The organism is Kitasatospora hibisci (genome assembly GCF_043950205.1).
GTDB lineage: Bacteria > Actinomycetota > Actinomycetes > Streptomycetales > Streptomycetaceae > Kitasatospora > Kitasatospora hibisci.
In genome coordinates, this window is sequence record NZ_CP171642.1 from 1,751,923 (window position 1) to 1,776,953 (window position 25,031).

Annotated in this window: 23 protein-coding genes and 1 pseudogene; 9 read left to right on the forward strand and 15 right to left on the reverse strand. The window is 73.0% G+C overall.

The features are described 5' to 3' along the window. Positions 1-69 precede the first annotated feature (69 nt). The 5 genes from ACF9IK_RS07455 to ACF9IK_RS07475 form a co-directional block, all read right to left on the reverse strand. Entirely contained in the window at positions 70-267 is a 198-nt protein-coding gene (locus tag ACF9IK_RS07455) for a type II toxin-antitoxin system VapB family antitoxin (RefSeq protein ID WP_395293446.1), read from the reverse strand. Positions 268-346: 79 nt separating this feature from the next. After that, positions 347-2,068: an SDR family oxidoreductase gene (locus tag ACF9IK_RS07460; RefSeq protein WP_395293447.1), complete on the reverse strand. Its 1,722-nt coding sequence runs from the start codon at positions 2,066-2,068 to the stop codon at positions 347-349. Next, complete coding sequence (locus tag ACF9IK_RS07465; protein WP_395293448.1) at positions 2,065-2,952, reverse strand: M24 family metallopeptidase; 888 nt, start codon at positions 2,950-2,952, stop codon at positions 2,065-2,067. The genes ACF9IK_RS07460 and ACF9IK_RS07465 overlap by 4 nt, the downstream gene beginning before the upstream one ends. Before the next feature lie 113 nt (positions 2,953-3,065). After that, positions 3,066-4,154 carry a PDR/VanB family oxidoreductase gene (locus ACF9IK_RS07470; RefSeq protein WP_395293449.1) on the reverse strand — a complete coding sequence of 363 codons (1,089 nt, stop codon included), beginning with the start codon at positions 4,152-4,154 and terminating at the stop codon, positions 3,066-3,068. Positions 4,155-4,225: 71 nt separating this feature from the next. After that, the gene (locus tag ACF9IK_RS07475; protein ID WP_395293450.1) at positions 4,226-5,140 is read right to left on the reverse strand and encodes a metal-dependent hydrolase; all 915 of its coding nucleotides are present in this window, start codon (positions 5,138-5,140) and stop codon (positions 4,226-4,228) included. A 414-nt stretch (positions 5,141-5,554) separates the two neighbouring features. Between ACF9IK_RS07475 and ACF9IK_RS07480 the strand changes: the two are divergent. Next, a pseudogene (locus ACF9IK_RS07480) lies at positions 5,555-6,447 on the forward strand (IS30 family transposase); the annotation flags it as partial. A 247-nt stretch (positions 6,448-6,694) separates the two neighbouring features. Here the strand turns inward: ACF9IK_RS07480 and ACF9IK_RS07485 are convergent. The 8 genes from ACF9IK_RS07485 to ACF9IK_RS07520 form a co-directional block, all read right to left on the reverse strand. Further along, a complete protein-coding gene (locus ACF9IK_RS07485) occupies positions 6,695-6,991 on the reverse strand; it encodes a DUF3303 family protein (protein WP_395298498.1) in 297 nt (98 codons plus the stop codon). A gap of 577 nt (positions 6,992-7,568) precedes the next feature. Next, entirely contained in the window at positions 7,569-8,348 is a 780-nt protein-coding gene (locus ACF9IK_RS07490; protein WP_395293451.1) for an IclR family transcriptional regulator, read from the reverse strand. 313 nt (positions 8,349-8,661) lie between these two features. Next, a complete protein-coding gene (locus ACF9IK_RS07495; protein WP_395293452.1) occupies positions 8,662-10,122 on the reverse strand; it encodes a catalase in 1,461 nt (486 codons plus the stop codon). Positions 10,123-10,189: 67 nt separating this feature from the next. Next, positions 10,190-11,455, reverse strand: a complete 1,266-nt coding sequence (gene alc / locus ACF9IK_RS07500) for an allantoicase (RefSeq protein ID WP_395293453.1) — start codon at positions 11,453-11,455, stop codon at positions 10,190-10,192. After that, the gene (gene allB / locus ACF9IK_RS07505; RefSeq protein WP_395293454.1) at positions 11,452-12,840 is read right to left on the reverse strand and encodes an allantoinase AllB; all 1,389 of its coding nucleotides are present in this window, start codon (positions 12,838-12,840) and stop codon (positions 11,452-11,454) included. Before allB ends, alc begins: the two co-directional genes overlap by 4 nt. Positions 12,841-13,049: 209 nt before the next feature. Then, a complete protein-coding gene (locus tag ACF9IK_RS07510) occupies positions 13,050-14,207 on the reverse strand; it encodes a glycerate kinase (protein ID WP_395293455.1) in 1,158 nt (385 codons plus the stop codon). 480 nt (positions 14,208-14,687) lie between these two features. After that, positions 14,688-15,575, reverse strand: coding sequence for a 2-hydroxy-3-oxopropionate reductase (locus ACF9IK_RS07515; protein ID WP_395293456.1), 888 nt, complete (start codon positions 15,573-15,575; stop codon positions 14,688-14,690). Between the two features lie 71 nt (positions 15,576-15,646). Next, entirely contained in the window at positions 15,647-16,492 is an 846-nt protein-coding gene (locus tag ACF9IK_RS07520) for a TIM barrel protein (protein ID WP_395293457.1), read from the reverse strand. Between the two features lie 213 nt (positions 16,493-16,705). Between ACF9IK_RS07520 and ACF9IK_RS07525 the strand changes: the two genes are divergently transcribed. The 7 genes from ACF9IK_RS07525 (at position 16,706) to ACF9IK_RS07555 (ending at position 22,622) form a co-directional block, all read left to right on the forward strand. Beyond that, positions 16,706-16,951 (forward strand): thiamine-binding protein, encoded by a 246-nt coding sequence (locus tag ACF9IK_RS07525; protein WP_255752388.1) that lies wholly within the window; start codon positions 16,706-16,708, stop codon positions 16,949-16,951. Continuing rightward, positions 16,948-17,328, forward strand: coding sequence for a helix-turn-helix domain-containing protein (locus ACF9IK_RS07530; protein WP_395293458.1), 381 nt, complete (start codon positions 16,948-16,950; stop codon positions 17,326-17,328). Before ACF9IK_RS07525 ends, ACF9IK_RS07530 begins: the two co-directional genes overlap by 4 nt. A 257-nt stretch (positions 17,329-17,585) precedes the next feature. Next, a complete protein-coding gene (uraD, locus tag ACF9IK_RS07535) occupies positions 17,586-18,089 on the forward strand; it encodes a 2-oxo-4-hydroxy-4-carboxy-5-ureidoimidazoline decarboxylase (protein ID WP_395293459.1) in 504 nt (167 codons plus the stop codon). Positions 18,090-18,149: 60 nt separating this feature from the next. Further along, a complete protein-coding gene (gene uraH / locus ACF9IK_RS07540) occupies positions 18,150-18,485 on the forward strand; it encodes a hydroxyisourate hydrolase (protein ID WP_395293460.1) in 336 nt (111 codons plus the stop codon). A gap of 27 nt (positions 18,486-18,512) precedes the next feature. Then, the gene (gene pucL, locus ACF9IK_RS07545; RefSeq protein WP_395293461.1) at positions 18,513-19,433 is read left to right on the forward strand and encodes a factor-independent urate hydroxylase; all 921 of its coding nucleotides are present in this window, start codon (positions 18,513-18,515) and stop codon (positions 19,431-19,433) included. 284 nt (positions 19,434-19,717) lie between these two features. Further along, positions 19,718-21,181, forward strand: a complete 1,464-nt coding sequence (locus tag ACF9IK_RS07550; protein ID WP_395293462.1) for a nucleobase:cation symporter-2 family protein — start codon at positions 19,718-19,720, stop codon at positions 21,179-21,181. A gap of 55 nt (positions 21,182-21,236) precedes the next feature. Then, on the forward strand, positions 21,237-22,622 hold the full coding sequence (locus ACF9IK_RS07555; protein WP_395293463.1) for an 8-oxoguanine deaminase: 1,386 nt from the start codon (positions 21,237-21,239) through the stop codon (positions 22,620-22,622). A gap of 253 nt (positions 22,623-22,875) precedes the next feature. Here the strand turns inward: ACF9IK_RS07555 and ACF9IK_RS07560 are convergent, their stop codons facing one another. Beyond that, the gene (locus ACF9IK_RS07560) at positions 22,876-23,361 is read right to left on the reverse strand and encodes a hypothetical protein (RefSeq protein ID WP_395293464.1); all 486 of its coding nucleotides are present in this window, start codon (positions 23,359-23,361) and stop codon (positions 22,876-22,878) included. Positions 23,362-23,416: 55 nt separating this feature from the next. Here ACF9IK_RS07560 and ACF9IK_RS07565 point away from each other — a divergent pair, with 55 nt between their 5' ends. Beyond that, positions 23,417-24,484, forward strand: a complete 1,068-nt coding sequence (locus ACF9IK_RS07565) for an ArsR/SmtB family transcription factor (RefSeq protein ID WP_395293465.1) — start codon at positions 23,417-23,419, stop codon at positions 24,482-24,484. Between the two features lie 20 nt (positions 24,485-24,504). Here ACF9IK_RS07565 and ACF9IK_RS07570 read toward each other — a convergent pair whose 3' ends face one another. After that, entirely contained in the window at positions 24,505-24,906 is a 402-nt protein-coding gene (locus ACF9IK_RS07570; RefSeq protein ID WP_238862488.1) for an allophanate hydrolase-related protein, read from the reverse strand. Positions 24,907-25,031 lie beyond the last annotated feature (125 nt).

A 25,031-nucleotide genomic window follows, 5' to 3' on the forward strand; every position in this document is an offset into this window, starting at 1 on the left:
ACCACCCCCGGGCTCCGGAGGACCGCTGCCGCGCCCGGGGGGCGGTGTCAGCGGTAGCCCGCCGGATCATCACTCACCCTGGTCCACCGGTCCGGTGAGGTCGGGAAGTCCGCCCTCGGCGAGCCAGGCGAGAAACTCCCTGCCCTTGCGGCGCTTGACCGCGTCTTCGAGGGCGGCGTTGACGGTCGCCACCTTGGTTGTCGTGCCGTAGATCTCGGCGGCCTCGGCGAGCAGCTCGTCGTTGACGTCTATCACGGTACGGGCCATGGTCGGCCTCCCAGATCAGCGCGGGCCTGCGATATCAACATCCAGAGCATCCGATCTCACAGCCCCACGGGCCCTTCGCTCAGGTGACGTTGAGGCGCGCGGCCAGGCGGAGGAGGCCAGGGGAGAGGCGGCTCAGGAAGCGGGCGGCCTTGGCCTCGGGGGTGACCGGGACGACGGGGCGACCCGTGCGGACGGCGTCGAGGATGGCCGCGGCCACCTTCTCGGGCGGGAAGCCGCGGCGGGCGTAGAGCCGGGCGGCGCGCGCCTGCTTGGCGGCCTGCTCCGCCGCGGTGGTGGCGGAGAAGGTGGAGGTGCGGGTGATGTTGGTGTTGACGATGCCGGGGCAGATGGTGGAGACCCCGATGCCGTGGCCCGCCAGTTCGGCGCGCAGGCAGTCGGAGAGCATGAAGACCGCGGCCTTGCTGGTGGCGTAGGCGGTGAGCGCCTTGGACGGCAGGTAGGCGGCGGCCGAGGAGACGTTGACGATGTGGCCGCCGGCACCGCGGTCGGCCATCAGCGCGCCGAAGGCCCGGCAGCCGTGGATGACACCCCAGAGGTTGACGTCCAGAACGCGCTGCCACTCCTTCGAGGTGGTCTGCAGGAACGTCCCGGAGTGGCCGATGCCCGCGTTGTTGACCACCACGTCGGGCACGCCGTGGTCGGCCGCGACCTCCTTGGCGAAGGCGTCGACGGCGTCGCCGTCGCTCACGTCGACCTGGTAGGCGTGGGCCGCCGGACCGATCAGCGAGGCGAGTTCGGCGGTACGCTCGGCGGCCGCGAGGTCGAGGTCGCAGACCACCACCCGGGCGCCGTCCTCGGCGAAGGCCAGGGCGGTGGCCCGGCCGATGCCGCTGCCGCCGCCGGTGACCACGACCAGCCGGCCGGCGGCCGCCTCGGCGGCCCTCCCGGCGTCGACGGCGGTGGTGAACTCGCGGACCATTCCGGCCACGGTGGATCCCTTCTCCAGCAGGGCGGACCAGTGGGTGGCGTGCAGCGAGCGGCGGGTGAGCCTGGGCACCCAGCGCTCCAGCCCCTCGGAGAGGAACGCGCCCACGTAGTGGTCCTTGGTCAGGGTGATCAGCTGGACCGGCACCTCGGTGGGCCGCTCGCGCGGGTTGCGCAGGGCCGGCCGCATGTTGGCCCGGTACAGCTCGATGCCGCGGACGGCGTCGCGCCGCAGGGTGGGCTGCGGGTGGCCTGGGCGCGGGCTGACCTCCTCCAGGTCCCGCAGCACGCGCGGCCAGGCGCGGGCCAGGCCGAGCCGCCAGAGGCCGGGGGCGAGGTAGGGCAGGTGGAAGGCGGTGATGTACCAGGAGTGGACGCCCTGGGAGAGCAGCTGCCCGAGGTGGCGCGGGGTGGGCCGGCGCAGGCGGTCGCGCAACCAGTGGCCCATGTGGTCCAGACACGGCCCGGACATCGTGGTGTAGGAGGCGAGCCGCCGCTCGGCGCCGGGCGCGGTGACGGCCTCCCAGGACTGCAGCGAGCCCCAGTCGTGGGCGACCACGTGCACCGGCCGGTCCGGGCTGACCGCGTCGGCGACGGCGAACAGGTCGGCGGCCAGCTGCTCCAGCCGGTAGCCCTCGCGCGCGGACGGGGCGCCGGACTCGCCGGCGCCGCGCACGTCGTAGCGGACCACGTGGTGGTCGCGGGCCAGGTCGGCGGCGACGTCGTCCCAGACCGCGTGGGTGTCGGGGTAGCCGTGCACCAGCAGGACGGTGGGCCCGGAGGGGGCGCCCTCCTCGAAGACGGCGAGCGGCAGTCCGTCGGAGTGGACGGTCCGGCGGCGGGGGTTGGTCGTCATCGGGTCGCCTCCTGGGCGGTCTCGGCCCCGGCCGGGACGGACGCGGGCGTGCTCGTCGCCGCGCTCCAGCGCCGGACGTGCGGCAGGTCGTCGTCGAGCCAGTACGCGTCGTCCTCGGTGACCACCAGCAGCTCCTCGAACTTGATGCCCACCTCGCGGAACCCGATGTGGGGCTCGACCGCCCACAGGCCCGGGGTCGGCGCGTGCCGGGACGCCCGCCCGTCCGCCCAGAGCGGGGAGCGGCCGTGCAGGCGCTCGCTGATCAGCTCGCGGCCGAGGGTCTGGAGTGTACGCACCCCGAAGCCGAAGAGGTTGACCCCGGCGGGGCCGCGGGCGGTCATCCGGGTCACCTGGTGGCCGATCACCCGGCCCGGGTAGACCCGGTGCCGGTTGTCGTAGCCGTGCGCGGCGATCTGCGCGTCGACGGCCGCGTACACCTCGTTCAGCGGCTTGCGGGCGCGGACCTCCGCCAGGATCAGCTCGCGGTAGACCTGGAGGTCGGCGGCGAGCCGGTCCCAGACCCGGTTCTCGCCGACCTTGCCGCCGTAGCCGATGTCGGCGGTGTAGCCGTCCACCACCGGGGCGCAGTCCAGCACGTAGGGCATGCCCTCCTCCAGTCGACGGCCGCCGGCGAAGAACTGCAGCGGCGTGCGGAAGTGCCGGAACGCCGTCCGGTCGCCGAACCAGGCGAACGGGACGTGGAAGAAGTCCTGCACACCCGCACCGACCAGGCAGCGGCGCAGCTTGGCCGTGGCCTGCCGTTCGGTGACGCCGGGTTCGATCCAGGCGGCGACCTGCTCGGCGCAGTGGTAGGCGAGTTGCTGGGTCTCACGGAAGCGGGCGAGGTCGTGCTCGGTGAACGGGAAGGTCGGGGGCTTCGCCACGGCGGGGGCTCCTGTTCTGGGGGTCCGGGGGCTGCGGGGGCGGGGCTGCTGCGGGCGACGGGCCTGACGCGTCGTCGAGGGGCGCGGCGCGTCGACGGGCCGGGCGTCGGCCGCTACAGGTCGACGACGAGCGTCTCGCCCTCGGCGGCCCGGGAGACGCAGGGCAGCAGGGCGCCGGCGGCGCGCTGCTCGGGGGTGAGGCGGCGGTCGCGGTGGTCGGGCGCGCCGGCCAGCAGGCGGACCTCGCAGGTGCCGCAGAACCCCTGGTGGCAGGAGTAGGGCAGGTCCGGGCGGGCCTCGCGGAGCACGTCCAGCGCGGACCGGTCGGCCGGGACGTCGAGCACCGGGCCGTCCGTGCCGAGGCGGACGGCGAACGGCTCGCCGTCGGTGACCGGCGCCGCGCCGAACCGCTCGAAGTGCAGGGCGGCGGCGGGCGATCCGTCCAGCGCGCCCTGGACGGCGGCGAGCATCGGGGCGGGGCCACAGCAGTAGACGGCGGCCCCGGGAGGGGCGTACCCGAGCAGCTCGGCACCGGTCGGCACACCGCCGTGCTCGTCGTCGGTGCGCCGGTGGACCCGGCGCGGGTCGAGGTCGTCCAGCTCGTCCGCGTACGGGAGGGTGGCGGCGCTGCGGCCGACCAGGACGAGCCGCCAGTCCAGTCCGTGGCGCTGGGCCTCGCGGGCCATCGGCAGCAGCGGGGTGATCCCGATGCCGCCGGCCAGCAGCAGGACGGCCGGCTCGGCGCAGAAGGCGAAGCCGTTGCGCGGGCGGCGGGCGGTGAGGCGTACGCCCCGGTGCAGGACGTCGTGGACCTCGACCGAACCGCCGCCGCCCCCGGGCAGCCGGCGGACGGCGATCCGGTAGGCGGTGCGCTCGTCCGGGTCGCCGCAGAGCGAGTAGTGGCGTTCGCGGCCGGACGGGAGCGTGAGGCGCAGGTGCGCGCCGGGCTGCCAGCGCGGCAGCGGGGCGCCGGAGGGGTCGGCGAGCCGCAGTTCGACGGCGTCCGCGGCGACTTCGCGGCGGGCGGCGACCACCAGCTGCAGCGGCGGGGTGGGAAGGCCGACCGGGCGGCGGGGGTTGCGGCGCAGCAGCGGGCTGCCGAGGGCGGGGCTGTAGCGGTCGCCGAAGGCGGTGAGCCGCCGCATGAACCGGTCGGCGTGGGGGCGTCCGTAGAGGTCGGGGGGCGGGGTGTGCAGGTCCATCCGGCGGGTCCTTGGGTGTCCGTGGGAGCGGCGTCGGGCGGGGCGGGCGGGGACGGGCGCCCCGCCGGCCGTCAGTGGGCGGCCGCCGCGCGGGCGGCCGGGGAGGTGGCCAGGTAGCCGAGGGCCTGGCTGGACGAGCCCTCCTGGGTGGGGTGGTAGCCGGGGCGCAGGTAGCGCAGGCCGGAGCGGACCGACTTCACCGGATCGGGCAGCAGCCCGCGCCGGGCGATCCGGCGGGCCTCGCGCCAGGTCGGCTTCAGCCGTCCGTCGAGGCCGGGGTCGGCCGCCAGCAGGAACCGGGCGCCGCGCACCCAGAGGTGGACCAGCAGCGGCCCGGAGACCGCCATCCCGCGGATCCGCCTCAGGTAGCCCGGGTCGAGGTGGACCATCAGGTCGAACGCGACGCTGCGGTGCTCGACCTCCTCGGCGCCGTGCCAGCGCAACAGGTCCAGCATCGTCGGGTCGGCCTGGGCCCGGTCCAGACCCGGGGAGTTGAGCGCCCAGTCGCCCAGGAAGGCGGTGAAGTGCTCGATCGCCGCGATGAAGGCGACCCGCTCGATGACGTTCTCGCGCCGGCGGGCCGGTGTGAGGCCCGGCTTGTCGCCGAGGACCCGCTGGAACAGCCAGGCGATCTGGCGGACGTACGGGCGCGGGTCGAGCCCCTGGCCGAGCAGGTGGTCCAGCACCTCCTGGTGCGCCTGGGCGTGGATGGCCTCCTGACCGATGAAGCCGAGCACCTCCTCGCGCAGCTGCTCGTCGCGGATCAACGGCAGCGCCTCCTTGAACACCTTGACGAACCAGCGCTCACCCTCCGGCAGCAGCAGGTGGAGGACGTTGATGACGTGCGTGGCCATCGGCTCGTCCGGGATCCAGTGCAGCGGCAGGCCGGCCCAGTCGAAGCGGACGTCCCGGGGCTCCAGGACGAGGCTGTCGTGGACGCGCGGGGCCGGTGCGGCGACGGCGGGAACGGGCGTGGAGCGGGGCATGGGAGGGCCCTCCTGACCTGCGGGTGGCGGCTCGGCTCAGGGAAACGTACTCGCGGGTAGCGGTGGCGACAAGGGGTTCGGCGGCCCTTATCGACATCGAGTCTAATAAGTGATGTGCACCGTACGGCACCCCGGGAAACACGAAGGGCCCCGCCGGACCGGCGGGTTCTGGCGATCCCCGCAACACCCTGAGTTCAGGGAGTTGCGGGGATCGTGGCTCTCCGGGTGTTGAAGGCGAGGATCTTCGAGGCGTTGGACGGGGAGGGCGGCGTCGCGGGTGCTGCCCGGGTGGTCGGGGTGAGTCGCCACACGGCGGCCGGCTGGGCGCGCAAGGCCGGTGTCCGTGGTCGGGGCAAGCCCCGTACGAGCGGGCATCCGGGCCGGGCGGAGTACGGGCGGCTTCGGGTCTCGGGGGTGCGACGCCGTGATGCCGCGGCACGGGTCGGGATTCATGAGCGAGCGCACGGCCCGGGACTGGGACCGCGGGATCCGCAGGATCGGCAACGCGCGCCTGCACCCCGACGGGCACACGATCGACTACACAACCGGCATGACCAGCACCGCCGCCGTCACGTCAGCGCCGTCTCTCGCGGCGGTCGAGGCCGAGCCGCGCCTTCGGTTCCGCACGGTGGCCGAGCGGGAGCTGATCGCGGACATGCACCGTGAGGGCCGGTCGCTGCGGGCGACCGGACGGAAGCTGGGCCGGCCGGCCTGGGCGCGGCCGGCGGACGCCCCATGGACTCCGAACTCACCCAGGACGGTCCGCTGCGCCAGTTCGTCACGGACGGGCTGCGGAAGCGGTGGTCGCCCGAGCAGATCTGTCACGCTCTGGTCAGGGAGGTCCCCGACGACGAGAGCATGCGGGTGAGTCCGGAGACGGTCTACCAGGCGATCTACGTCAAGGACCGCGGCGGACCGCGGCGCGAGGTTGCCCTCGCACTGCGCACCGGGCGCCGCGCACCCGCCGCACGCCGCACGCCGCACGCCGCACGCCGCACCGCAGTCCGGAGCACCGCACGTCCCGGTTCGTCGATGAGATGGTGATGATCTCCGACCTGCCGAGGTCGAGGACCTGGCGGTTCCCGGCCACCGGGAGGGCGATCCGATCGCCGGCGCCCGTGACGAGAGCGCGATCGTGACCCTGGTCGAGCGCTCCACCCGCTACGTCCTGCTCGGGCATCTTCCGGCGGGCACGCCGCCGAGGAGGTCAGCGAGCCGTGCTGGTGCCGCTGATCCAGCCCCTGCCCGGGCACCTGCGCGGCTCGCTGACCCGGGACCAGGGCCGCGAGATGTCCGCGCACCGGCAGTCCGATCCGTGTGAGCGGACATGTGAAACGGCTCTGGCTCGATCTCCGTCAAACCACGTCGACCGGACTCGGGCGCGCCTCTGGGTAAGCCACCGACCTGCCGGTTCGCCAGGGTCGCCGATCTCGGACACCGGGGATCGGTCGACTTCACAGCAGCTGTGCCAGAGCCCGTCCTCGCGTACGGAGCCACACGGCGGTGGCACTTCTCGGCCTCGCGGCTGTCGTAGGGCGGTGCATCCCGATGAGGTCAGCCTTGCTGCAGCGCGGCGAGACCCTTCTGCATGTCTTCGCGGTTCATCACCGGTTGGATCTCGATCTTTGCGCCGAGTTCCTCGAAGAGCGGCTCCGCGATGGTGGGCAGGAGCGAACTGTCCTGCATGTCGAAGACGAACGTGCAAGACCGTCCGCCCTCGCTGGGGCCGAAGTAGGCCGCCTCGGGCTTGAGCCGTTCCATCGTCGACTCCATGACCCTCAGCAGCGTGCCGCTCCTGAGCGCCTCGTTTGTGACCTGGGTGTCCAGATGCGCTCTCAGCATGACTCGCATCGCACGTGCTCCTTCCGTCCGCCGCTGCCGGCGCGGTCTCGTGCGCGCTCGCCGGGGCAGGGGGACGCGCTTCACAGCCTCTCCTCGGGTGATCGGCCCGGCAACATCTCGTCCTCCGTCCGTGAGCCCATGCCCGACGCCGGGTCGGCGGTTCCCGCCGGCGGATTGGCGACAGGGCCGCGGGTGGGGTCATGACGGCTTCGTACTCGACGGTGTTCAATCTGGGGCTCTGGCACAACTTCTGTAAGTCGAGCCGATCCCCGGTGTCCGAGATCGGCGATCCTGGCGAACCGGCAGGTCGGTGACTTACAGAGAGGAGGGCCGACTTGTATGGGGGCAGCGGTGTCGTGATCGGGCCGGCCGCCCGTAACGTGCCGCAGGACACCGGGAGGGCTGACTCGAGAACACGTCGCCCCACAATTCAACGGCCGACACGGCCGACCACGCACGACGCTCGACTGGAGAACTCCAGCCGAGCGTCTGCGTGATCTACTGACGACCCCATAGCCATCAGGTGCTGCGAGGACCCCGAGAATCCGCCGTCCGGCGGCCCGCGTGGACGGACGAAGGCGGCCCGTCAGACCGCCATGGCGAGCATCAGCGGCGCTGCCCGGGCCGCCAACAGCTCCGCTGCCGCCTTGAGCCGGTGCACGTTGTCCACCGGCATCGAGGTGGCCAGGCAGCCGACCGTGCTGCCCGCCGTCACCGGCACGGCCGCGCAGACGGTGCCGAGCGCGTACTCCTGGATGTCCAGTACCGGCACGGTGGCCGGCTGCCGCTCCAGCCGGTGCATCAGCTGGTCGGCGTCGGTGACGGTGCGCGAGGTCAGCCGGGCCACCGGGTGCCGGGAGAAGTGGTCCCGGCGGCCGTCGTGGTCGAGCTGGCTCAGCAGGCACTTCCCGATCGCACTGGCGTGCGCGGTGGCCCGGAAGTCCACCCACTCCTGCACCGCGGGCGCGTGGTCGGCCGCGGAGACCGCCTCCACCGACAACTCGCCGTCGTGGTAACGGCTGAAGTACACTGCGGCACCCAACTCGTCTCGCAGCTCCGCGAGTTTCCGGTTGAGCCGGGCTCGGACGAGCTGCTCCCGGTTGTGCTGTCCGAGCAGCGCGAACGTGCCCCCGAGCAGCCAACCGCCGTCCTGGCACTGGAGATAGCCCTCGATCTCCAGGATCTCGGCGAGCCGCCGAACCGTCGACAGGCTCAGGGACGTCTCCCTGGCGAGGGCGACCAGGGTGGCACCGCCGGCATGCCGGTCGACGGCCTCCAGCAGTCTCAGGGCGTGCTGCAAGGAGGTGATCGGACCGGGCGTGCCCTGGTCCGGCGCGGCGTGACGACCCGGGGCTGGTGTCGACATGTCGTCCCCTTCCGATGTCCGCCCGCGCGGCGACCTGCGGGCTTCCTCCAGCCTAGCCACCCGAACGGCCGGGCAGTTGCCGTCCACGGATATTGGTGCAGGTCTCGTGAACGGGCTTGACCGGCATATGCCCCGACCGCCGCGCGAGCACACTCGCGCCCCGCGGCCCACGCCGACACCCACCGGCCCCGACCGCCGGGAACGCGGATCGGGCCCCTCCCCACTGCCCAGGGGGGAGAGGCCCGATCGCGGCCGCCGGGGTGCGGGCCCCGACGGCCGGTGAGGGTGGTTCGGACGAGCGTGCGGCGCCTCGTCAGCCCTCGTCGCCGGCACGGAGCTTGGCGACGGCCGCCTCCAGGCGGGCGCCGTACTCCTCGTCGGCCGCGTGGAAGTGGGCGAGGTTCCTCTCCACGATGTCCTCGCGGGTCACCTGCGCGAGGAAGCCCGCGATGTTGCCGATCAGGCGGGTCTTCTCGCCCTCCGACATCAGGCGGTAGAGCTCGCCCGCCTGGAAGAAGTCGTCGTCCTTGGTGTGGGCCGGCGTGGCGTAGGTTCCGGTGTGGCCGTTCAGCCGGACCGGGGCGGCGAGCGCGTCGTCGGTCTGGGCGGGGCCGTCGTACGAGTTGGGCTCGTAGTTCTTGCCGCGGCCGGACCTGTTGATCGCGTGGAGGCCGTCGCGGCCGTAGTTGTTGGCCTCGGTGGCGCGCGGGGCGTTCACCGGCAGCTGGGTGTGGTTCACGCCGAGGCGGTAGCGCTGGGCGTCGGCGTACGCGAACAGGCGGCCCTGGAGCATCTTGTCCGGGGACGGGCCGATGCCGGGCACGAAGTTGTTCGGCGAGAACGCGGACTGCTCGACGTCGGCGAAGACGTTCTCGGGGTTGCGGTTGAGCACCAGGCGGCCGACCTTGACCAGCGGGTAGTCGGCGTGCGGCCACACCTTGGTGAGGTCGAACGGGTTGAAGCGGTAGTCCGCGGCCTCGGCGACCGGCATCAGCTGGACGTAGAGGGTCCAGGACGGGAACACGCCGCGCTCGATGGCCTGGTGCAGGTCGCGCTGGTGCGAGTCGGCGTCGGCGCCGAGCACCTCGGCGGACTGCTCGCCGTCCAGCGAGCGGATGCCCTGGTTGGTCTTGAAGTGGTACTTCACCCAGTAGGCGTCGCCCTGCTCGTTGACCCACTGGTAGGTGTGCGAGCCGTAGCCGTTCATGTGGCGGTAGGACGCCGGGATGCCGCGGTCGCCGAAGAGCCAGGTGATCTGGTGGGTCGAGGCCGGCGAGTGGGCCCAGAAGTCCCAGACGTTGTCCGCCTCCTGGATGCCGGTGTACGGGTCGCGCTTCTGCGAGTGGATGAAGTCGGGGAACTTCAGCGGGTCCTTGATGAAGAAGACCGGGGTGTTGTTGCCGACGAGGTCGTAGTTGCCCTCCTCGGTGTAGAACTTCACCGCGAAGCCGCGCGGGTCGCGCACGGCGTCGCTGGAGCCCAGGTTGCCGGCCACGGTGGAGAACCGCAGGAACAGCTCGGTGCGCTTGCCGACCTCGGAGAGGAAGGCGGCCTTGGTGTACTGCGAGACCTCGTCGGTCACCTCGAAGTAGCCGTACGCGCCGGAGCCGCGGGCGTGCACGACGCGCTCCGGGATGCGCTCGCGGTTGAACCGGGCGAGCTTCTCCAGCAGCTGCTGGTCCTGGATGAGCAGCGGGCCGTACTCGCCGGCCGAGGCCGAGTTCTGGTTGTCGGCGATCGGCGCGCCGGACTCCGTGGTCAGGATCTTGGACATGGAGGGTCCTTCAGGTGTCGGTACAAGCGGTGCGTGGAGGAGGGGTTGGCGTCCGAGCGGCGGCCGCTCAGACGCCGAGCAGGCGCCAGACCGCCGAGCGGCGGCGGGAGGAGTGCTCGCCGTCCGGGCCGTCGGCGGGCCGGAGCTCGGCGACGGCGGCGGTGACCGCGGCCGGGTCCGCGAGCGGACGGGCGGCGGTGAGCGCGGCGGCCTCGTCGGCGCTGAGGCCGGCCTCGGCGAGCGCGGCGGCGGCCTCGGCGGCCGGGACGGCGTTGAACCAGCGCAGCGCCAGGGCGGCGCGGCCGGCCTCGGTCAGCCGGCCGGTGAGGCGGAGCCGGGCGAGACCGCCGTCCGGGTACACGTTGATGCGCACGTGGGTGACCGGGCGGCCGACGTCGAGCCGGAACCGGTGCCGGGTGTCGGGCTGCAGGCGGGTGCGGGGCAGGACCTCGAACCAGCCGGCGCGGTCCTCGGCGGGGTTGCCGCCCCGCGAGGCGTCGTAGCCGACCAGGTCGGCCCAGCCGGGGGCGTTGGCGACGAAGTGGGTGGTGTCCACCTCGGCGGCCAGGACCTCGCCGCCCCCGGCCAGGGCGATCTGCACCCAGTCGTTGGCCTTGTCGCGCCGACGCCGGGTCTCCCAGCCCTCGCCCATGACGGAGGCGCGACCGGGAGCGTTCAGGTTGTGCGGGGAGGAGAAGTAGCGGTCGGACGCCGCCTCGGCCACGCCGCCGTACTCCTGGGCGGCGAGGTCGAAGGTGAGGCCGTCGAGCTCGCGCGGGTCGGGCAGCACCTCGCCGTGGACGCGGAGCCGGGCCACGCCGCCGTCCGGGAAGATGTTCAGCCGGACGTGGGTGTAGCGGGTCTCGTCGCGGACCTCGAACGCGTGGGCCGTGTCGCCCCGGAGCGGGGTGCGGGGCAGCAGCTCGACCCACTCCGCGGCGGCCAGCTCGTCGGGCGAGGGGTGGCCGGGTATCGCGGCGGCCTCGACCGATGCGCTCTCCGGGTAGTTGCCGGTGAAGTGCGCGGTGTCGACGATCAGGCCGCGGATCACACCGGCGACGCCGAGCCGGACGATCGTCCAGTCGTGGTCGTCGTCGGCGGGGTGCGGCTGGTCGGCGCTGACGCCGCGGCGCCGCTTGGACTCCCAGCCGTCCATGATCTGGCCCTTGTGGCCGAAGGTGTGCGGCCGGAACTCGGCGGGCTTGGCGACCAGCAGGTTCTCCGCGTCCGCGAAGGTGTCCTCGTTGGTGGCGACGACGCCGGCGCCGAGCAGCCGGGAGGCCAGGTCGACCAGCTCGGTGAAGGGAGCGCTCGGGGTGTTGACGGTGCTCACTGAGTCTCCTCGGGGCGGGTGTCCGGGCCGGCGGCCGGGCGGGTGATCTGGCGGCCGAACGGCTCGGCCGCGACGTCGACGACCCGGCCGCGCAGCCAGGTGGCGCGCACGGCACCGGTCAGCGTCCGGCCGGCGTACGGGGTGACGGGGTTGCGGTGGTGAAGCTCACCGGCGTCCACGGCGAAATCGGCGTCCGGGTCGAACGCGACCAGGTCGGCGTCGTGGCCGACGGCGATGGCGCCCTTGGTGCCGGTGAGGCCGACCAGCGAGGCCGGGCCGCTCGCCATCCAGCGGACCACGTCGCCGAGCGTGTGGCCGCGGCGGCGGGCCTCGGTCCAGATCGCCGGCAGGCCCAGCTGCAGGGAGGCGATGCCGCCCCAGGCCTCGGCGAAGTCCCCGCTGCCGCCGAACTCCGGCAGCAGCTTGAGGTCCGGCGTGGACGGCGAGTGGTCGGAGACGACGGCGACGAACTCGCCGGCCGCCAGGGCCGCCCAGAGCGCGTCCCGGTTGGACTCGTCCCGGATCGGCGGGCAGCACTTGAACGCGGTGTCTCCGTCCGGCACCTGCTCGGCCGCGAGGGTGAGGTAGTGCGGACAGGTCTCGGCGGTCACCCGGACGCCGTCCTCGCGGGCCTGACGCAGCAGCGGCAGCACGGCGGCCGAGGAGACGTGCAGGATGTGCACCCGGGCGCCGGTGCGGCGGGCCGTGTCGAGCAGCCGCGCGACGGCCGCGGTCTCGGCGTCGGCGGGCCGCGAGGCGAGGAAGTCCCGGTAGTGGACGCCGGGTTGCTGCGGGGCGGCGTCCAGGACGGCCGGATCCTCGGCGTGGATGATCGCCAGAGCCCCGATCCGGGCCTGCTCGGCCAGCGCGGCCTCCAGGTCGGCCGCCTCGACGTGCGGGAACTCGTCCACGCCGGACGGCGCGAGGAAGCTCTTGAAGCCGAACACGCCCGCACGGTGCAGCGGTTCGAGGTCCGGGACGTTGCCGGGGACGGCGCCGCCCCAGAATCCGAGGTCGACCCAGGCCTGGCCCTCGGCGGTCTTCCGCTTGGCCTCCAGGCCGGCCACCGTGGTGGTGGGCGGAATCGAGTTGAGCGGCATGTCGATGATCGTGGTGACGCCGCCGGCGGCGGCCGCCCGGGTGGCGGTGGCGAAGCCCTCCCACTCGGTCCGGCCGGGCTCGTTGACGTGCACGTGGGTGTCGACCAGACCGGGCAGCAGCGCGGTGTCACCGAGGTCGGTCAGCTGCCGGTCGCCGCCGAGCAGCGTGCCGTGCGCGGCGATCTGCTCGATCCGCCCGTCCCGGATCAGCACGTCCGCGGGGCGCTCGCCGTCCGGCAGAACCACCCGGCGGGAGCGGATCACCGCAGTCTCGCTGAAGGGCATGGGGGACCTCCGAAGCCTGAAGAAGAGGGGTGGGGTACGTCGAAGGATTGCCCGGAGCCTAGGGCCGCCTTCAACAAAACGTCAATGGAGGAACGTACGAGGGCCGACGGGTTCCGGCCGCCCGGGGCGGGCGTTCGGCCCGACCGGCCGCAACCCTCCCGCCCGCGTCGGACGGGGGCTTGCGGTCGGACGCGAAGGGGGCCTTCCGGTCAGCCGGCGAGGAACTCCGCCGCCAGCCGCTCCCCCGCGACCTCGGCGAGCTCCGCCGCCCGGGTCATGCTGTCCCCGGGCTGTTCGGCCAGGTCGGTGAGGGCGTAGGCGCCGACGAAGCCGGCCGCCCGCCACTCGCTCTCGGCGAGTTCCAACCGCCCTGCCACGACCGCCACCCGAACCCCCGCCCGGGTGGCCGCCGCGGCAACGCCGGCGGGCGCCTTGCCGTGGAGCGTCTGCGCGTCCAGGCAGCCCTCGCCGGTCACGACGAGGCGTGCCCCACGCACGGCCTCGTCGAAACCCAGCAGATCGAGCATCAGCTCGATGCCGGGTCGCATGGTGGCGCCGAGCAGGGCGAGGGCGGCGAAGCCCACCCCGCCTGCGGCCCCGGCGCCGGGGGCGTTGCGGAAGTCCCGTCCGACGGCTTCGCCGACCACGTCGGCGAAGCGGGTCAGGCCCTCCTCCAGGATCACCAGGTCCTCGCCGTCGGCGCCCTTCTGCGGGCCGTAGACGGCGGTCGCGCCGCGCGGACCGAGCAGCGGGTTGTCCACGTCGCAGGCCACCACGACCTCGATCCCGGTGAGCCCCGCCGCCGACGTCGCCGTGGACAGCGGGCCGAGGTCGAGCCGGTCGAGCTTGCGCAGCGCGGCGCCGCCCGGGGCCAGCTCGGTGCCGTCGGCGTCCAGCAGGCTGACGCCGAGGGCCTGGACCATGCCGGCCCCGCCGTCGGTGCAGGCGCTGCCGCCGAGGCCGAGCACGATCCGCTTGGCACCCAGGCTCACCGCCCGGCCGATCAGCTGGCCGACCCCGTAGGAGCCGGCCGCGAGCGGGGCGGTCCGGCCGCCGGGAAGCCGGGCCAGCCCGGAGGACTGCGCCAGCTCGACCACGGCGGTGTCGCCCCGCACGGCGAGTGCGGCGTCCACCGGCAGGCCGGTGGGGCCGGCCACCTTGGCCGGGATCCGGTTGAAGCCGGCGGCCAGCGCGGCGGCCAGGGTGCCCTCACCGCCGTCGGCGACGGGCAGCTCGCGGACCTCGGTGCCGGGCGCGGCGCGGCGGATGCCTGCGGCGATCCGCGCGGCGACCTCGGCACCTTCCAGGGTGCCCTTGAACTTGTCGGGAGCTACGACCACATGGCCCTGGGTGGGGGTGACGGGCATGGCGTGGGCCTCACTTCCGGACTGGTCTGGCAACGGTTCGTCAAGCATGTGCCCGCGGGGCGGGCGTGCGCCCCGGCACGGTCGGCCGGACCGGGCAGGTGCCCCCGTCGGGGTGCGTCCGTCGGGGGCCTGCCCCCGTCCGACGGGTGCCCGCCGGACGGCCTGCCCGCGATCCGGGCGGGCACCCCGCCGGGCGCGGGCCCGGGTGGGGGTGCGATGGCCCCCTCCCCGCCGTTCCCCTCGTCCCGCTTCCGACGTACGAGAGGCTCCCCTCGGCGAAGGAGAGGGCCGGGCGACACGCAACTGGCACGACCGAAGTGCCCCCGTCAGGGAGTGCGCGTCACCGGCTTGGTCGATCGGCAGGGGGCGGATGAGCCCCAGCCCACCTGCCGATCGGGCCTGGCCTCCTGGTGGCGCGGGCACGACCGGATAGGTACACGCCACCAGGAGGAGTCTGCGGGCCGCGGGGGCCCGGTCCGGCTACTTGACCTCGCGGCCGGACAGCCGCTCGACGCCGCGCAGCAGCGCCGAGTGGTCGAGGGAGCCGTCGCCGTTGGCACGGGCCGAGGCGACCAGCTGCGCGACGACCGCGCCGACCGGCAGGGCGGCACCCACGGCCCGGGCGGCGTCGGTGACGATGCCCATGTCCTTGTGGTGCAGGTCGATGCGGAAGCCGGGGGCGAACTCGCGGTTGAGCATGTTCGCCTTCTTGCGGTTGAGCACGGTCGAGCCCGCCAGGCCGCCGCCGAGCACGTCCAGCGCGGCGCCCAGGTCGACGCCGGCGTTCTCCAGGAAGACCACGGCCTCGGCCAGGACCTGGATGTTGGCGGCGACGATCAGCTGGTTGGCGGCCTTCACGGTCTGGCCGGCGCCGGCCGGGCCGACGTGGACGACCGTGGTGCCCAGCGCGTCGAACAGCGGCTTGGCCTCGGCGAAGTCCTCCGCCGCGCCGCCGACCATGATCGACAGGACGGCCTCGACGGCACCGGCCTCGCCGCCGGAGACCGGGGCGTCCAGGGTGCGGATGCCCTTCTCCTTGGCGGCGGCCTCGACCTTGATCGAGGTCTGCGGGGTGATCGAGGACATGTCGATCACCAGGCTGCCGGGCCGGGCGTTCTCCAGGACGCCGCCCTCGCCCAGGATGACCTGCTCGACGTGCGGGTCGGCCGGGACCATGGTGATGACGACCTCGGCGTCCTTCACCGCGTCGGCGATGCTGGTGGCGCCGTGACCGCCGGCGGCGACCAGGGCGTCGATCTGCGGCTGGGTGAGGTTGAAGCCCGTGACGTGGTGCCCGGCCTTGACCAGGTTGGCGGCCATCGGGCTGCCCATGATGCCGAGGCCGATGAAGGCGATCTTGCGGCTCATCGCGTCGTTCCTTAGGTGCGTGGAGGGGTGGGGTGCGGGAGGTCCGGCGGGCGCGCCGGAGGGCGGTGCGCTCAGCCGGCCGAGCGCAGTTCGCGCGGAAGCCACTCGAAGCTGTCGGCGCTGACGCCGGTGGAGGGGCGGTACTCCAGCCCGATCCGGCCGGTGTAACCCGCGGCGGTGAGGCGGGCGAACAGGTCCTCGAAGTCGAGGCCGCCGGTGCCCGGCTCGTTGCGGCCCGGGTTGTCGGCGATCTGGACGTGGCCGAAGCGGTCGGCGTAGGTCTCGATCACCGCGGCCGGGTCCTCGCCGTTCATGGCCAGGTGGTAGAGGTCGCAGAGGAACTTCGCGTTGCCCAGGCCGGTGGCGGCGTTGACCTTGTCCACGACCTCGACCGCGGCGGCGGCGGAGACCAGCGGGTAGTCCGGCGACTCGGGCCTGTTCAGCGCCTCGACCAGCAGGATCGCGCCGATCTCGTGGGCGGCCCGGGCGGCGAGGACGAGGTTCTCCAGCGCGAGCGCGTCCTGCTCGGCCGGGTCCACGCCCTCGACCCGGTTGCCGTACAGCGCGTTGAGCGCCTCGGCGCCGAGCGAGGCGGCCAGCTCGGCGGCGACCGGGACGTTGGCGCGGAAGCGGTCCTTCGCGGCCGGCACGGAGACGGTGCCGCGGACGCCGAGGCTGAGGTCGTCCAGGAAGTTGAGCCCGGTGAGCTGCACGCCGGCGTCGGTGAAGGCCTTGCGGAGCGCGTCCAGTTCGGCCTCCGCCGGCGTGGCGCTCTCGCCGAACGGCCACCAGAGCTCGGCGGCGGTGAAGCCCGCGGCGGCGGCAGCGGCCGGGCGCTCCAGGAGCGGGAGCTCGCTGAACAGGATCGACAGGTTGACCGTGTAGCGGTGCTGGGCCGCAGCCGTCACGTCAATCACCTCTCACTCTCTTCCGTCATCCGCAACTTCCACGATCCGGAAGAGGGATTCTGCTTGGTGGAAGCATGTCCGCCGCGTCGAGCGGGTGTCAAGACCGCCGCAACAATTTGTTGAAGGGCACCGGAACGGCTGCCCCACAGGCCCCGCCACTGTTCGATCGACCAGCCCCTGCCCGCCCGCACCCCCGCTCGCTACAGTGGGCGGGTGCGATTGATGGTGGAGTTCACGACAGAACCGTTCGAACTGGACACGTTCCCGGAGCACGCCGTGGCGGCCCGGAAGGTGGTCGACGAGGCCGGCCTGGCCGTCTCGGTCGGCCCCTTCGGCACCGGCGCGGAGGGCGATGCCGAGCAGGTCCTGGGCGCGGTGACCAAGCTGCTCCGGGACACCCTGGACGCGGGCGCGACCCGGATCTCGGTCCAGGTCAGCGTGCTCGGCGAGGAGGGCGGTACGCCGTGACCGAGCACGTGGAACACCCGCTCGCCGCGGCGATAAAGCCGCTGCTGGACGCCGTCGGCGCCACGCCCGTCCGACTGGACGAGGCGAAGACCGAGGACGTCGTCCTGGAGTGGGAGGGCGCCCCGGCGCTCGCCGTACGACTGCCCCACCTCAGCAGCGCACTGGACCGCCTGCTGGCAGAGATGACCCGCCAGTTCGACGGCCGTCCGCTGACCGAGCTGGACCGCGGGGAGAAGCAGCGCGTGGTCGCCCTCCTGGAGGAGCGCGGCGCCTTCACCGTCCGCCACGGGGTGGAGACGGTCGCCTCGGCGCTCGGCGTCAGCCGCTTCACCGTGTACAACTACCTCAACCGCCAGGACGGCTCGAAGTCCGGCTGAGCACGGCCGGCGAGCCCCCGCGGGGTGTGCGAAGCCGCCCGTGAGGTGCACGGATCCGCGCACTTCCGGGTGAAACCCGCCGGCCGGGCCAGTCTTCACCAGCCCCCGGCGGGGCACACTTGTCTCATCGCACACGAAACGGCCGGGTAACCGGGACCCGTTCAAAACGTAACCACCAACCGTTCAACAAAGTGTTGACGGCCACGTTGGGCCGATCTAGCTTGTGCGGGTGGCACCACTCTTCAGGAGGTCCACCCGTGACCAACCACCCCCACGCCCTTGAGGCCCTGGCGGCGGCCGACGCCGCCGAGCTGAGGGCGATCCTGCTGGAGGTCTGCTCCAGCCCCACCTGGGCCGACGCCGTCGCGGCGGCCCGGCCCTGGTCCGACCGCACGGCCCTGCTCGACGCCAACGCGTCGGCCATGGCCGCCCTCACGGTCGCCGACCTGAACGACGCGATGGCCGGCCACGCCCGGATCGGCGAGCCCAAGGCGGGCGACGCCACCTCCGAGCGCGAGCAGGCCGGCATCAAGGGAGTGGACACCGCACTCCTCGACGAACTGCACGAGGCCAACGCCGCCTACGAGGCGAAGTTCGGCCACGTGTTCCTGATCTGCGCCACCGGGCGCACCGCGGACACCATGCTCGCCGCGCTGCGGGAGCGCCACCCGAACGACGCCGCCACCGAGGCGGAGATCGTCCGGGGCGAGCTCCGCAAGATCAACGACATCCGGATCAACCGGCTGCTCGACGAAGGCTGACGTCACGTCATCCACGGTCGACGCAACGTCACACCTGCCATCAGTAAGGTCACTTCACCCATGACTGGCATCTCCACCCACGTGCTCGACACCAGCCTCGGCCGCCCGGCCGAGGGTGTCCCGGTCGAGCTCGCGCTGCACACCGAGGGTGGCTGGACGGTGCTCGGCACCTCCGCCACGGACTCCGACGGCCGGGCCAAGGACCTGCCGGCCGTGGAGGCGGGCTCGGTCGTCCGGCTGCTCTTCGACACAGCCGCGTACTACGCGGTGAAGTCCGAGGAGACGCCGTTCTTCCCCGAGGTCTCGATCGTCTTCACGGTCGCGCCCGCGCAGCACCACTACCACGTGCCGCTGCTGCTCAACCCGTTCGGATACTCGGTCTACCGCGGAAGCTAGACCGCTTGATTGATTGGGAGCCATGTCATGGCCCACGTGCTCGGTCAGAACCAGTACGGCAAGGCGGAGAACCGCATCGTCCGAATCTCCCGTGACTCGACCCGTCACGAGATCAAGGACCTGAACGTCTCGGTCTCCCTCCAGGGCGAGTTCGAGGACGTCCACCTCACCGGGTCGAACGCCAACTGCCTGCCCACCGACACGACGAAGAACACCGTGTACGCCTTCGCCAAGGAGTACGGGATCGAGTCGGCCGAGGCCTTCGGCATCCTGCTGGCGCGGCACTTCGTGGACAACACCGAGCGCGGTGTCGTCCACAGCGCCCGGATCCGGATCGAGGAGTACACCTGGGAGCGGATCAAGACGCCGGACAGCTCGGCCCGCTTCATCGGCTCCGAGGAGGTCGGCCACTCCTTCGTCCGCACCGGGCAGGAGACCCGCACCACCGAGGTCGTCTACGACGGCGAGTCCGTCCAGGTCATCTCGGGCCTCAAGGACCTCATCGTGATGAACTCCACCAACTCGGAGTTCTGGGGCTACATCAAGGACCGCTACACCACCCTCCAGGAGGCGTACGACCGCATCCTCGCCACCCAGGTGACGGCGCGCTGGAAGTACGGCTTCAGCGGCCGCGACGATGAGGCCCAGCCCAACTGGAACCGCTCCTACTCCCACGTGAAGCGGCACCTGCTGGAGGCCTTCGCCGAGACCTACTCCTACTCGCTGCAGCAGACCCTGCACGCGATGGGCACCCGGGTGCTGAACAACCGCGCCGAGGTGGACGAGGTCCGCCTGGAACTCCCGAACAAGCACCACTTCCTCGTCGACCTGGAGCCCTTCGGCCTCAAGAACGACAACGAGGTCTACTACGCCGCCGACCGGATGTACGGCCTGATCGAGGGCACCGTGCACCGCGAGGGCGTGGTCCCGGTGATCCCGGTCGCCTGACCTCCCCCGTGAACACCGTCCGGCGTCGCGGCACCCTCCGGCCCCCTGCGGCCGGTCGGCACCGGACGGCCCGCACCACCCGTGACACCCGCAGTACCCGCACCACCTGTTTCTCCACCCCCACCCACCGGAGACCGTGCCCGCTCGACGGCGGCCGGCCCGGGGAACTGGAGATACCGGCCGGGGGACCCTTGCACCGCCGTCCCGCCCCCGGCCACCGCGCGATCGAAACGTCTCCAGCGCCGCGGGCGCGCCGCGAGCCACGGGCACAAGAGGGGCTCGACATGGCACCCAGCAACACCAGCAGCACAGACGGCGGTTCCACCCCTGCAAGACCTTCTGGTCCGGACGGTGCGTCAAGCAACCTCCCCGGCAAGCCGTCCGGACCGGAAACCCACCCCGTGGACGAACTGCTGCCACCGGCGAAGCTCGTCTCCACCGGCCTGCAGCACGTCGCCGCGATGTACGCGGGAGTCGTCGCTCCCCCGCTCATCGTCGGCGCCGGCGTGGGGCTCTCCCCCGCCGAGCTCGCCCTGCTCATCTCGGCCAGCCTGTTCACCGCCGGACTGGCCACCCTGCTCCAGACCCTCGGCTTCTGGAAGATCGGCGCCCGCCTGCCGTTCGTGAACGGCGTCTCGTTCGCCGGCGTCGCCCCCATGATCGCCATAGCCGAGGAACACGGACCGAAGGACGCCCTCCCGGTGATCTTCGGAGCGGTGATCGTCGCGGGGCTCCTGTGCTTCCTCGCGGCACCGTACTTCTGCAAGCTGATCAGGTTCTTCCCGCCGGTCGTCCAGGGCACCGTGATCACCCTCATCGGGGTGTCCCTCCTCCCGGTGGCGGTCAACTGGGCGCGCGGCGGCTCGCCGGCCGCCCCCGGGTACGGCTCCATGAGGGCCATCGGCCTCGCCGCGATCACCCTCGTCGCGGTGGTGCTCTGCAACCGGCTGCTGCGCGGCTTCTGGCAGCAGCTCTCCCTGCTCATCGGACTGGCGATCGGCACCCTGCTCGCCTTCCCGCTGGGCCTCGCCGACTTCGGCGCGGTCGAGGACGCGAAGGTCTTCGCGCTCCCCTCCCCGTTCCACTTCGGCGCGCCGATGTTCGACGCGGCCGCGATCGCCTCGCTCTGCATCGTCATGGTGGTCTCGATGACCGAGTCCACCGCCGACATGCTGGCGCTCGGCAGGATCGTCGACCGCGAGGCCGACGAGGCCGTGCTCGCCGCCGGCCTGCGGGCGGACGGACTGGCCACCGCGCTCAGCCCGGTCTTCAACGGCTTCGCCGCCAGCGCCTTCGCCCAGAACATCGGGCTGGTGGCGCTGACGAGGATCCGCAGCCGCTTCGTGGTCGCGGCCGGCGGAGGCATCCTGATCCTGCTCGGGCTCTTCCCCGTACTCGGGTCGCTCGTCTCCCTGGTCCCGCAGCCCGTGCTGGGCGGCGCCGGGATCGTGCTCTTCGGCACGGTCGCGGCGAGCGGCATCCGCACCCTCGCGGAGGCCGGCATGGAGTCCGGCTCGAACACCATCCTGGTGTCGGTCTCGCTCGGCGTCGGCATCGTCCCGATCGCGGTACCGACCTTCTACGACTCCTTCCCGGAGGCCGTCCGCACCCTGATGCACTCCGGGATCTCGGCCGGCTGCGTGACGGCCGTCCTGCTCAACCTGCTCTTCCACCACGTCGGGGTCGCCCGCCGGTCGCCGGCCGACGGGACACCCGGCACGACGGTGCCGACGGCGACACCGTCCTGACCCACCGGGCGGGCATGCCCGGCATGCCCGCCCGCCGCCCCCATAGGAGCTCCCCATGGCAGTCCAGCCCCCGCCCGCCGACCAGCGGATCGTGATCGAGAACGTCGCGATCGCGACGGTCGACGCCAACGACACCGAGTACGCCCGCGGCCACGTGGTCATCCTCGGCAACAAGATCGAGTCGGTCGGCAACGGCCCCGCCCCGCAGTGGCTGGACAACGTGGTGCGCCGGATCAACGGCGAGGGCCACCTCGTCACCCCCGGCCTGGTCAACACCCATCACCACTTCTACCAGTGGATCACCCGCGGCCTCGCCCAGAACGACATCCTCTTCGACTGGCTGGTCGCGCTCTACCCGACCTGGGCCCGGATCGACGAGAAGCTCGTCCACGCCGCCTCGCAGGGCTCCGCCGCCGCGCTGCTCAAGTCCGGCTGCACCACCGCCTCGGACCACCACTACGTCTTCCCCAAGGACGGCGGGGACGTGCTCGGCGCCTCCATTGAGGCGGTCCAGGAGCTCGGCCTGCGCTTCACCGCGCTGCGCGGCTCGATGGACCGCAGCAAGAAGGACGGCGGACTGCCGCCGGACCACGCCGTCGAGGAGCTCGACGACATCCTCGCCTCCTCCGAGGCAGCCGTGGACAAGTACCACGACTCCTCCTTCGGCTCGATGCTGCACGTCGCCATCGCGCCCTGCTCGCCCTTCTCGGTCTCCACCGACCTGCTGCGCGAGTCCGCCGTCCTGGCCCGCCGCAAGGGCGTCCGGCTGCACACCCACGGCTCCGAGACCGCCGAGGAAGAGGCGTTCTGCAAGCAGCTGTTCGGGATGGGCCCGACCGACTACTTCGAGTCGGTCGGCTGGCTCGGCGAGGACGTCTGGATGGCGCACTGCGTCCACATGAACGACTCCGACATCGCCAAGTTCGCCGAGACCGGCACCGGTGTGGCGCACTGCCCCTCCTCCAACGCCCGCCTCGCCGCCGGCATCGCCCGCGTCCCCGACATGCTGAAGGCCGGCGTACCGGTCGGCCTCGGCGTGGACGGCACCGCCTCCAACGAGTCCGGCGAGCTGGGCACCGAGCTGCGCAACGCACTGCTGATCAACCGCCTGCACGGCTACCCGACCGCTCTCACCGGCCGCCAGGCGCTGCGTCTGGGCACCATGGGCGGCGCCCGGGTGCTCGGCCGGCAGGACGAGATCGGCTCGATCGAGGTCGGCAAGCTGGCCGACCTCGCCCTGTGGAAGATCGACGGCATCATGCACTCCTCGATCGCCGACCCGATCGCCGCCCTCACCCTCGGCGCGCTCCCCCCGCTGGCCACCCTCTTCGTCAACGGCAACGCCGTCGTCGAGAAGGGCCAGCTGACCACCGTCAACGAGGACCGGATCGCCCGCGACTGCGCCCGCGCCGCCAAGGAGCTGGCCTCCCGGCCCGTCTGATCCCCGATCCGCTGTACCCCCCTCCCGGAGCGGGAGGACTTCCGGCCCTCCCGCTCCCCTCCCACTCCGGGCCGCCCAGGGACGGTGCGTGACCCGGACTCCGCGAGCCGCCCCTCCCGGGCCGGCGAGCGGAACGCAGCCCCGGACCCACGGCGAGGGTCCGGGGCTGCGGCGCGCCCGCGCCCACCCCTGTCGGGCGCGGACACCGCCGGGTGCCGGTCGGGTGTCGATCCGGCAGGATCGTGGCACTCCGTCAGCAGTGCTTCGGCGCCGAGCCCTTCGCGATCCCGGACCGGTCGCGGACGGCGACCGGCATGGCCGCCCCGGCCACGGCGAACACCGCCGCCAGGACCACCCAGCCGACGCCGCCGCGCTCCAGCACCGTCGCCACGCACGCCAGCGCGACGAAGGCGGCGAAGGAATGGACGAGGGCGTAGCCCAGCACGGCCAGCGCCTCCGGCGGCCCGGTCACCAGGAGCAGGCGTCTGCTGCCGATCCGGTCGGCGAGGCGCCCCATCGGCACGCCGGCCAGCATTCCGCAGACCCCGGCGGCCGTCAGGCCGAGCGCCACCCCACCAGGCGTCAGGCCGACGGAGCGGGTGAAGAACAGGACGCCGACCGTGGCGAACATGCCGTTCCCCACGGTGTTCACGAGGGACATGAGGACGAGCCGGCGCAGCAGCGGATCGTCCGGCAGGAGGCGGCCGGGAACGGGCGGGCGCACCGCGGTCGAGGTCATGCCGGTAGGACACCGGGCTTCCCACGGCGGTGGAATCCTTTTACCGTTGCGGTCAATGTTCGAGTTCCACTTCGGCGTCGACGACCTCGCCGCCACCTGGTTCGGCTACTCCCCGCTGCAGGAGACGGTGTTGAGCCTGCGCGCACGCCGCTTCCCCGCCCGCTACCCCGAGCACCGGGCGTGGACCGCCGGCTGGCAGCCGCGCTACGAGACGCTGGACACCGCGCTGCTGGACTCGCTGATCGCGCCGGTCGGCTTCGTTCCCGACTTCCTCACGCCCCGGCCGGGCTGCCCCCGCCCGGACTTCGCCGCCGAGCTCGCGGTGCTGGCGGCTACCCCGCCGGAGGTGGTGCGGGCGGACGTGCTCGCCGCCTACCGCGGCGACGGGAGTCCGCTGCCACCCGTGCTGGCCGGCCTGATCGACGACCCGGCGGCGCTGAGCGCCCGGGCGGCCGAGGCGCTGGAGGCGTACTGGACGCGCTGCCTGGCACCGGTGTGGTGGCCGCGGGCACGGTCGGCCCTGGAGGCGGACATCGCCCACCGCGGGCGGATGCTCTCGGAGCGCGGCGCGGAGGGGCTGTTCGCCGACCTCGACGCCCGGCTCTCCTGGCACGCCGGGGTGCTGCGGCTCGTCGACCCCCATCCGGCCGTCCGGGCGGTGGGCACCGCGGTGGACGTCGCCGGACGCGGGCTGGTGCTGATCCCGACCCTGTTCGGACTGGGCGCGCAGACCGACATCACCCAGCTGGGACCGCCGCTGATCACCTATCCGGCGCGTGGCAGGGCCACCATGGCCGAGGGCCTGACCGCGGGCCGCGCCGGCCGCGGCGGGCCGGGCGGCGCGATACCCGGCGAGGGACCGGTCGGCGCACCGGGCGAACCGCAGGCGGCGCTGGTCGGGCTGATCGGCGCACCGCGGGCCCGGCTGCTCACCCTGCTGGAGACCCCGGCGAGCACCACCGAGCTGGCGCACCGGCTGGGGGTCACCCCGGGTGCGGTCAGCCGCCACCTTGGCGCCCTCGCCTCGGCCGGTCTGCTGGAACGGACCCGGCACGGCCGCAGCGTCCTCTACCGCCGCAGCCTGCTCGGCGACGGGCTGGCGGGCGGCGGGACCACCCGCTGACGGCCCGCCCGGGTGGTCGCTCAGGCCGTGCGGCCGAGCGTCGCGAGGTAGGCGCGCCAGCCGCCGTGGTGGGTGATCTCGCGGTGGACGCCGCGCTCCGCCTCGCCGCGGGCGAGCAGCATCGAGAGGCAGGCCGAGCCGTCCGCCAGCTCGATCACGCCGAGCTCCAGCTCCCGCGGCTCCCCTGGCAGGACGACGTCGCGCAGGTGCTCCAGGCTGACGTCGTAGAGCTCACCCTCGATCGCGGTGTCGACGGACGGGTCGGGGTGGAGCCCCGGGCAGACGTCGCTCTCGCCGCCGACGTCGATCGAGAAGAAGCGGTAGCCGGGGGCGGTGCGGACCGGGCCGACCAGCGCGTCCGCGACGGAGGCGTGGAAGGGGCCGCCGACCATGGCCTGGCCGTTGAAGAAGATGCGCGCCATGAGGTTCCTCCGGAAGGCCGTTCCGTACGGCGACGAGAGGACAGGTGGATTCGTCGCCGTACGGAACGGAGCAAAGGGCGGCGGGACTGCTACAGCGTGGCAGACGGCAGCCGGCCCGCACGCGG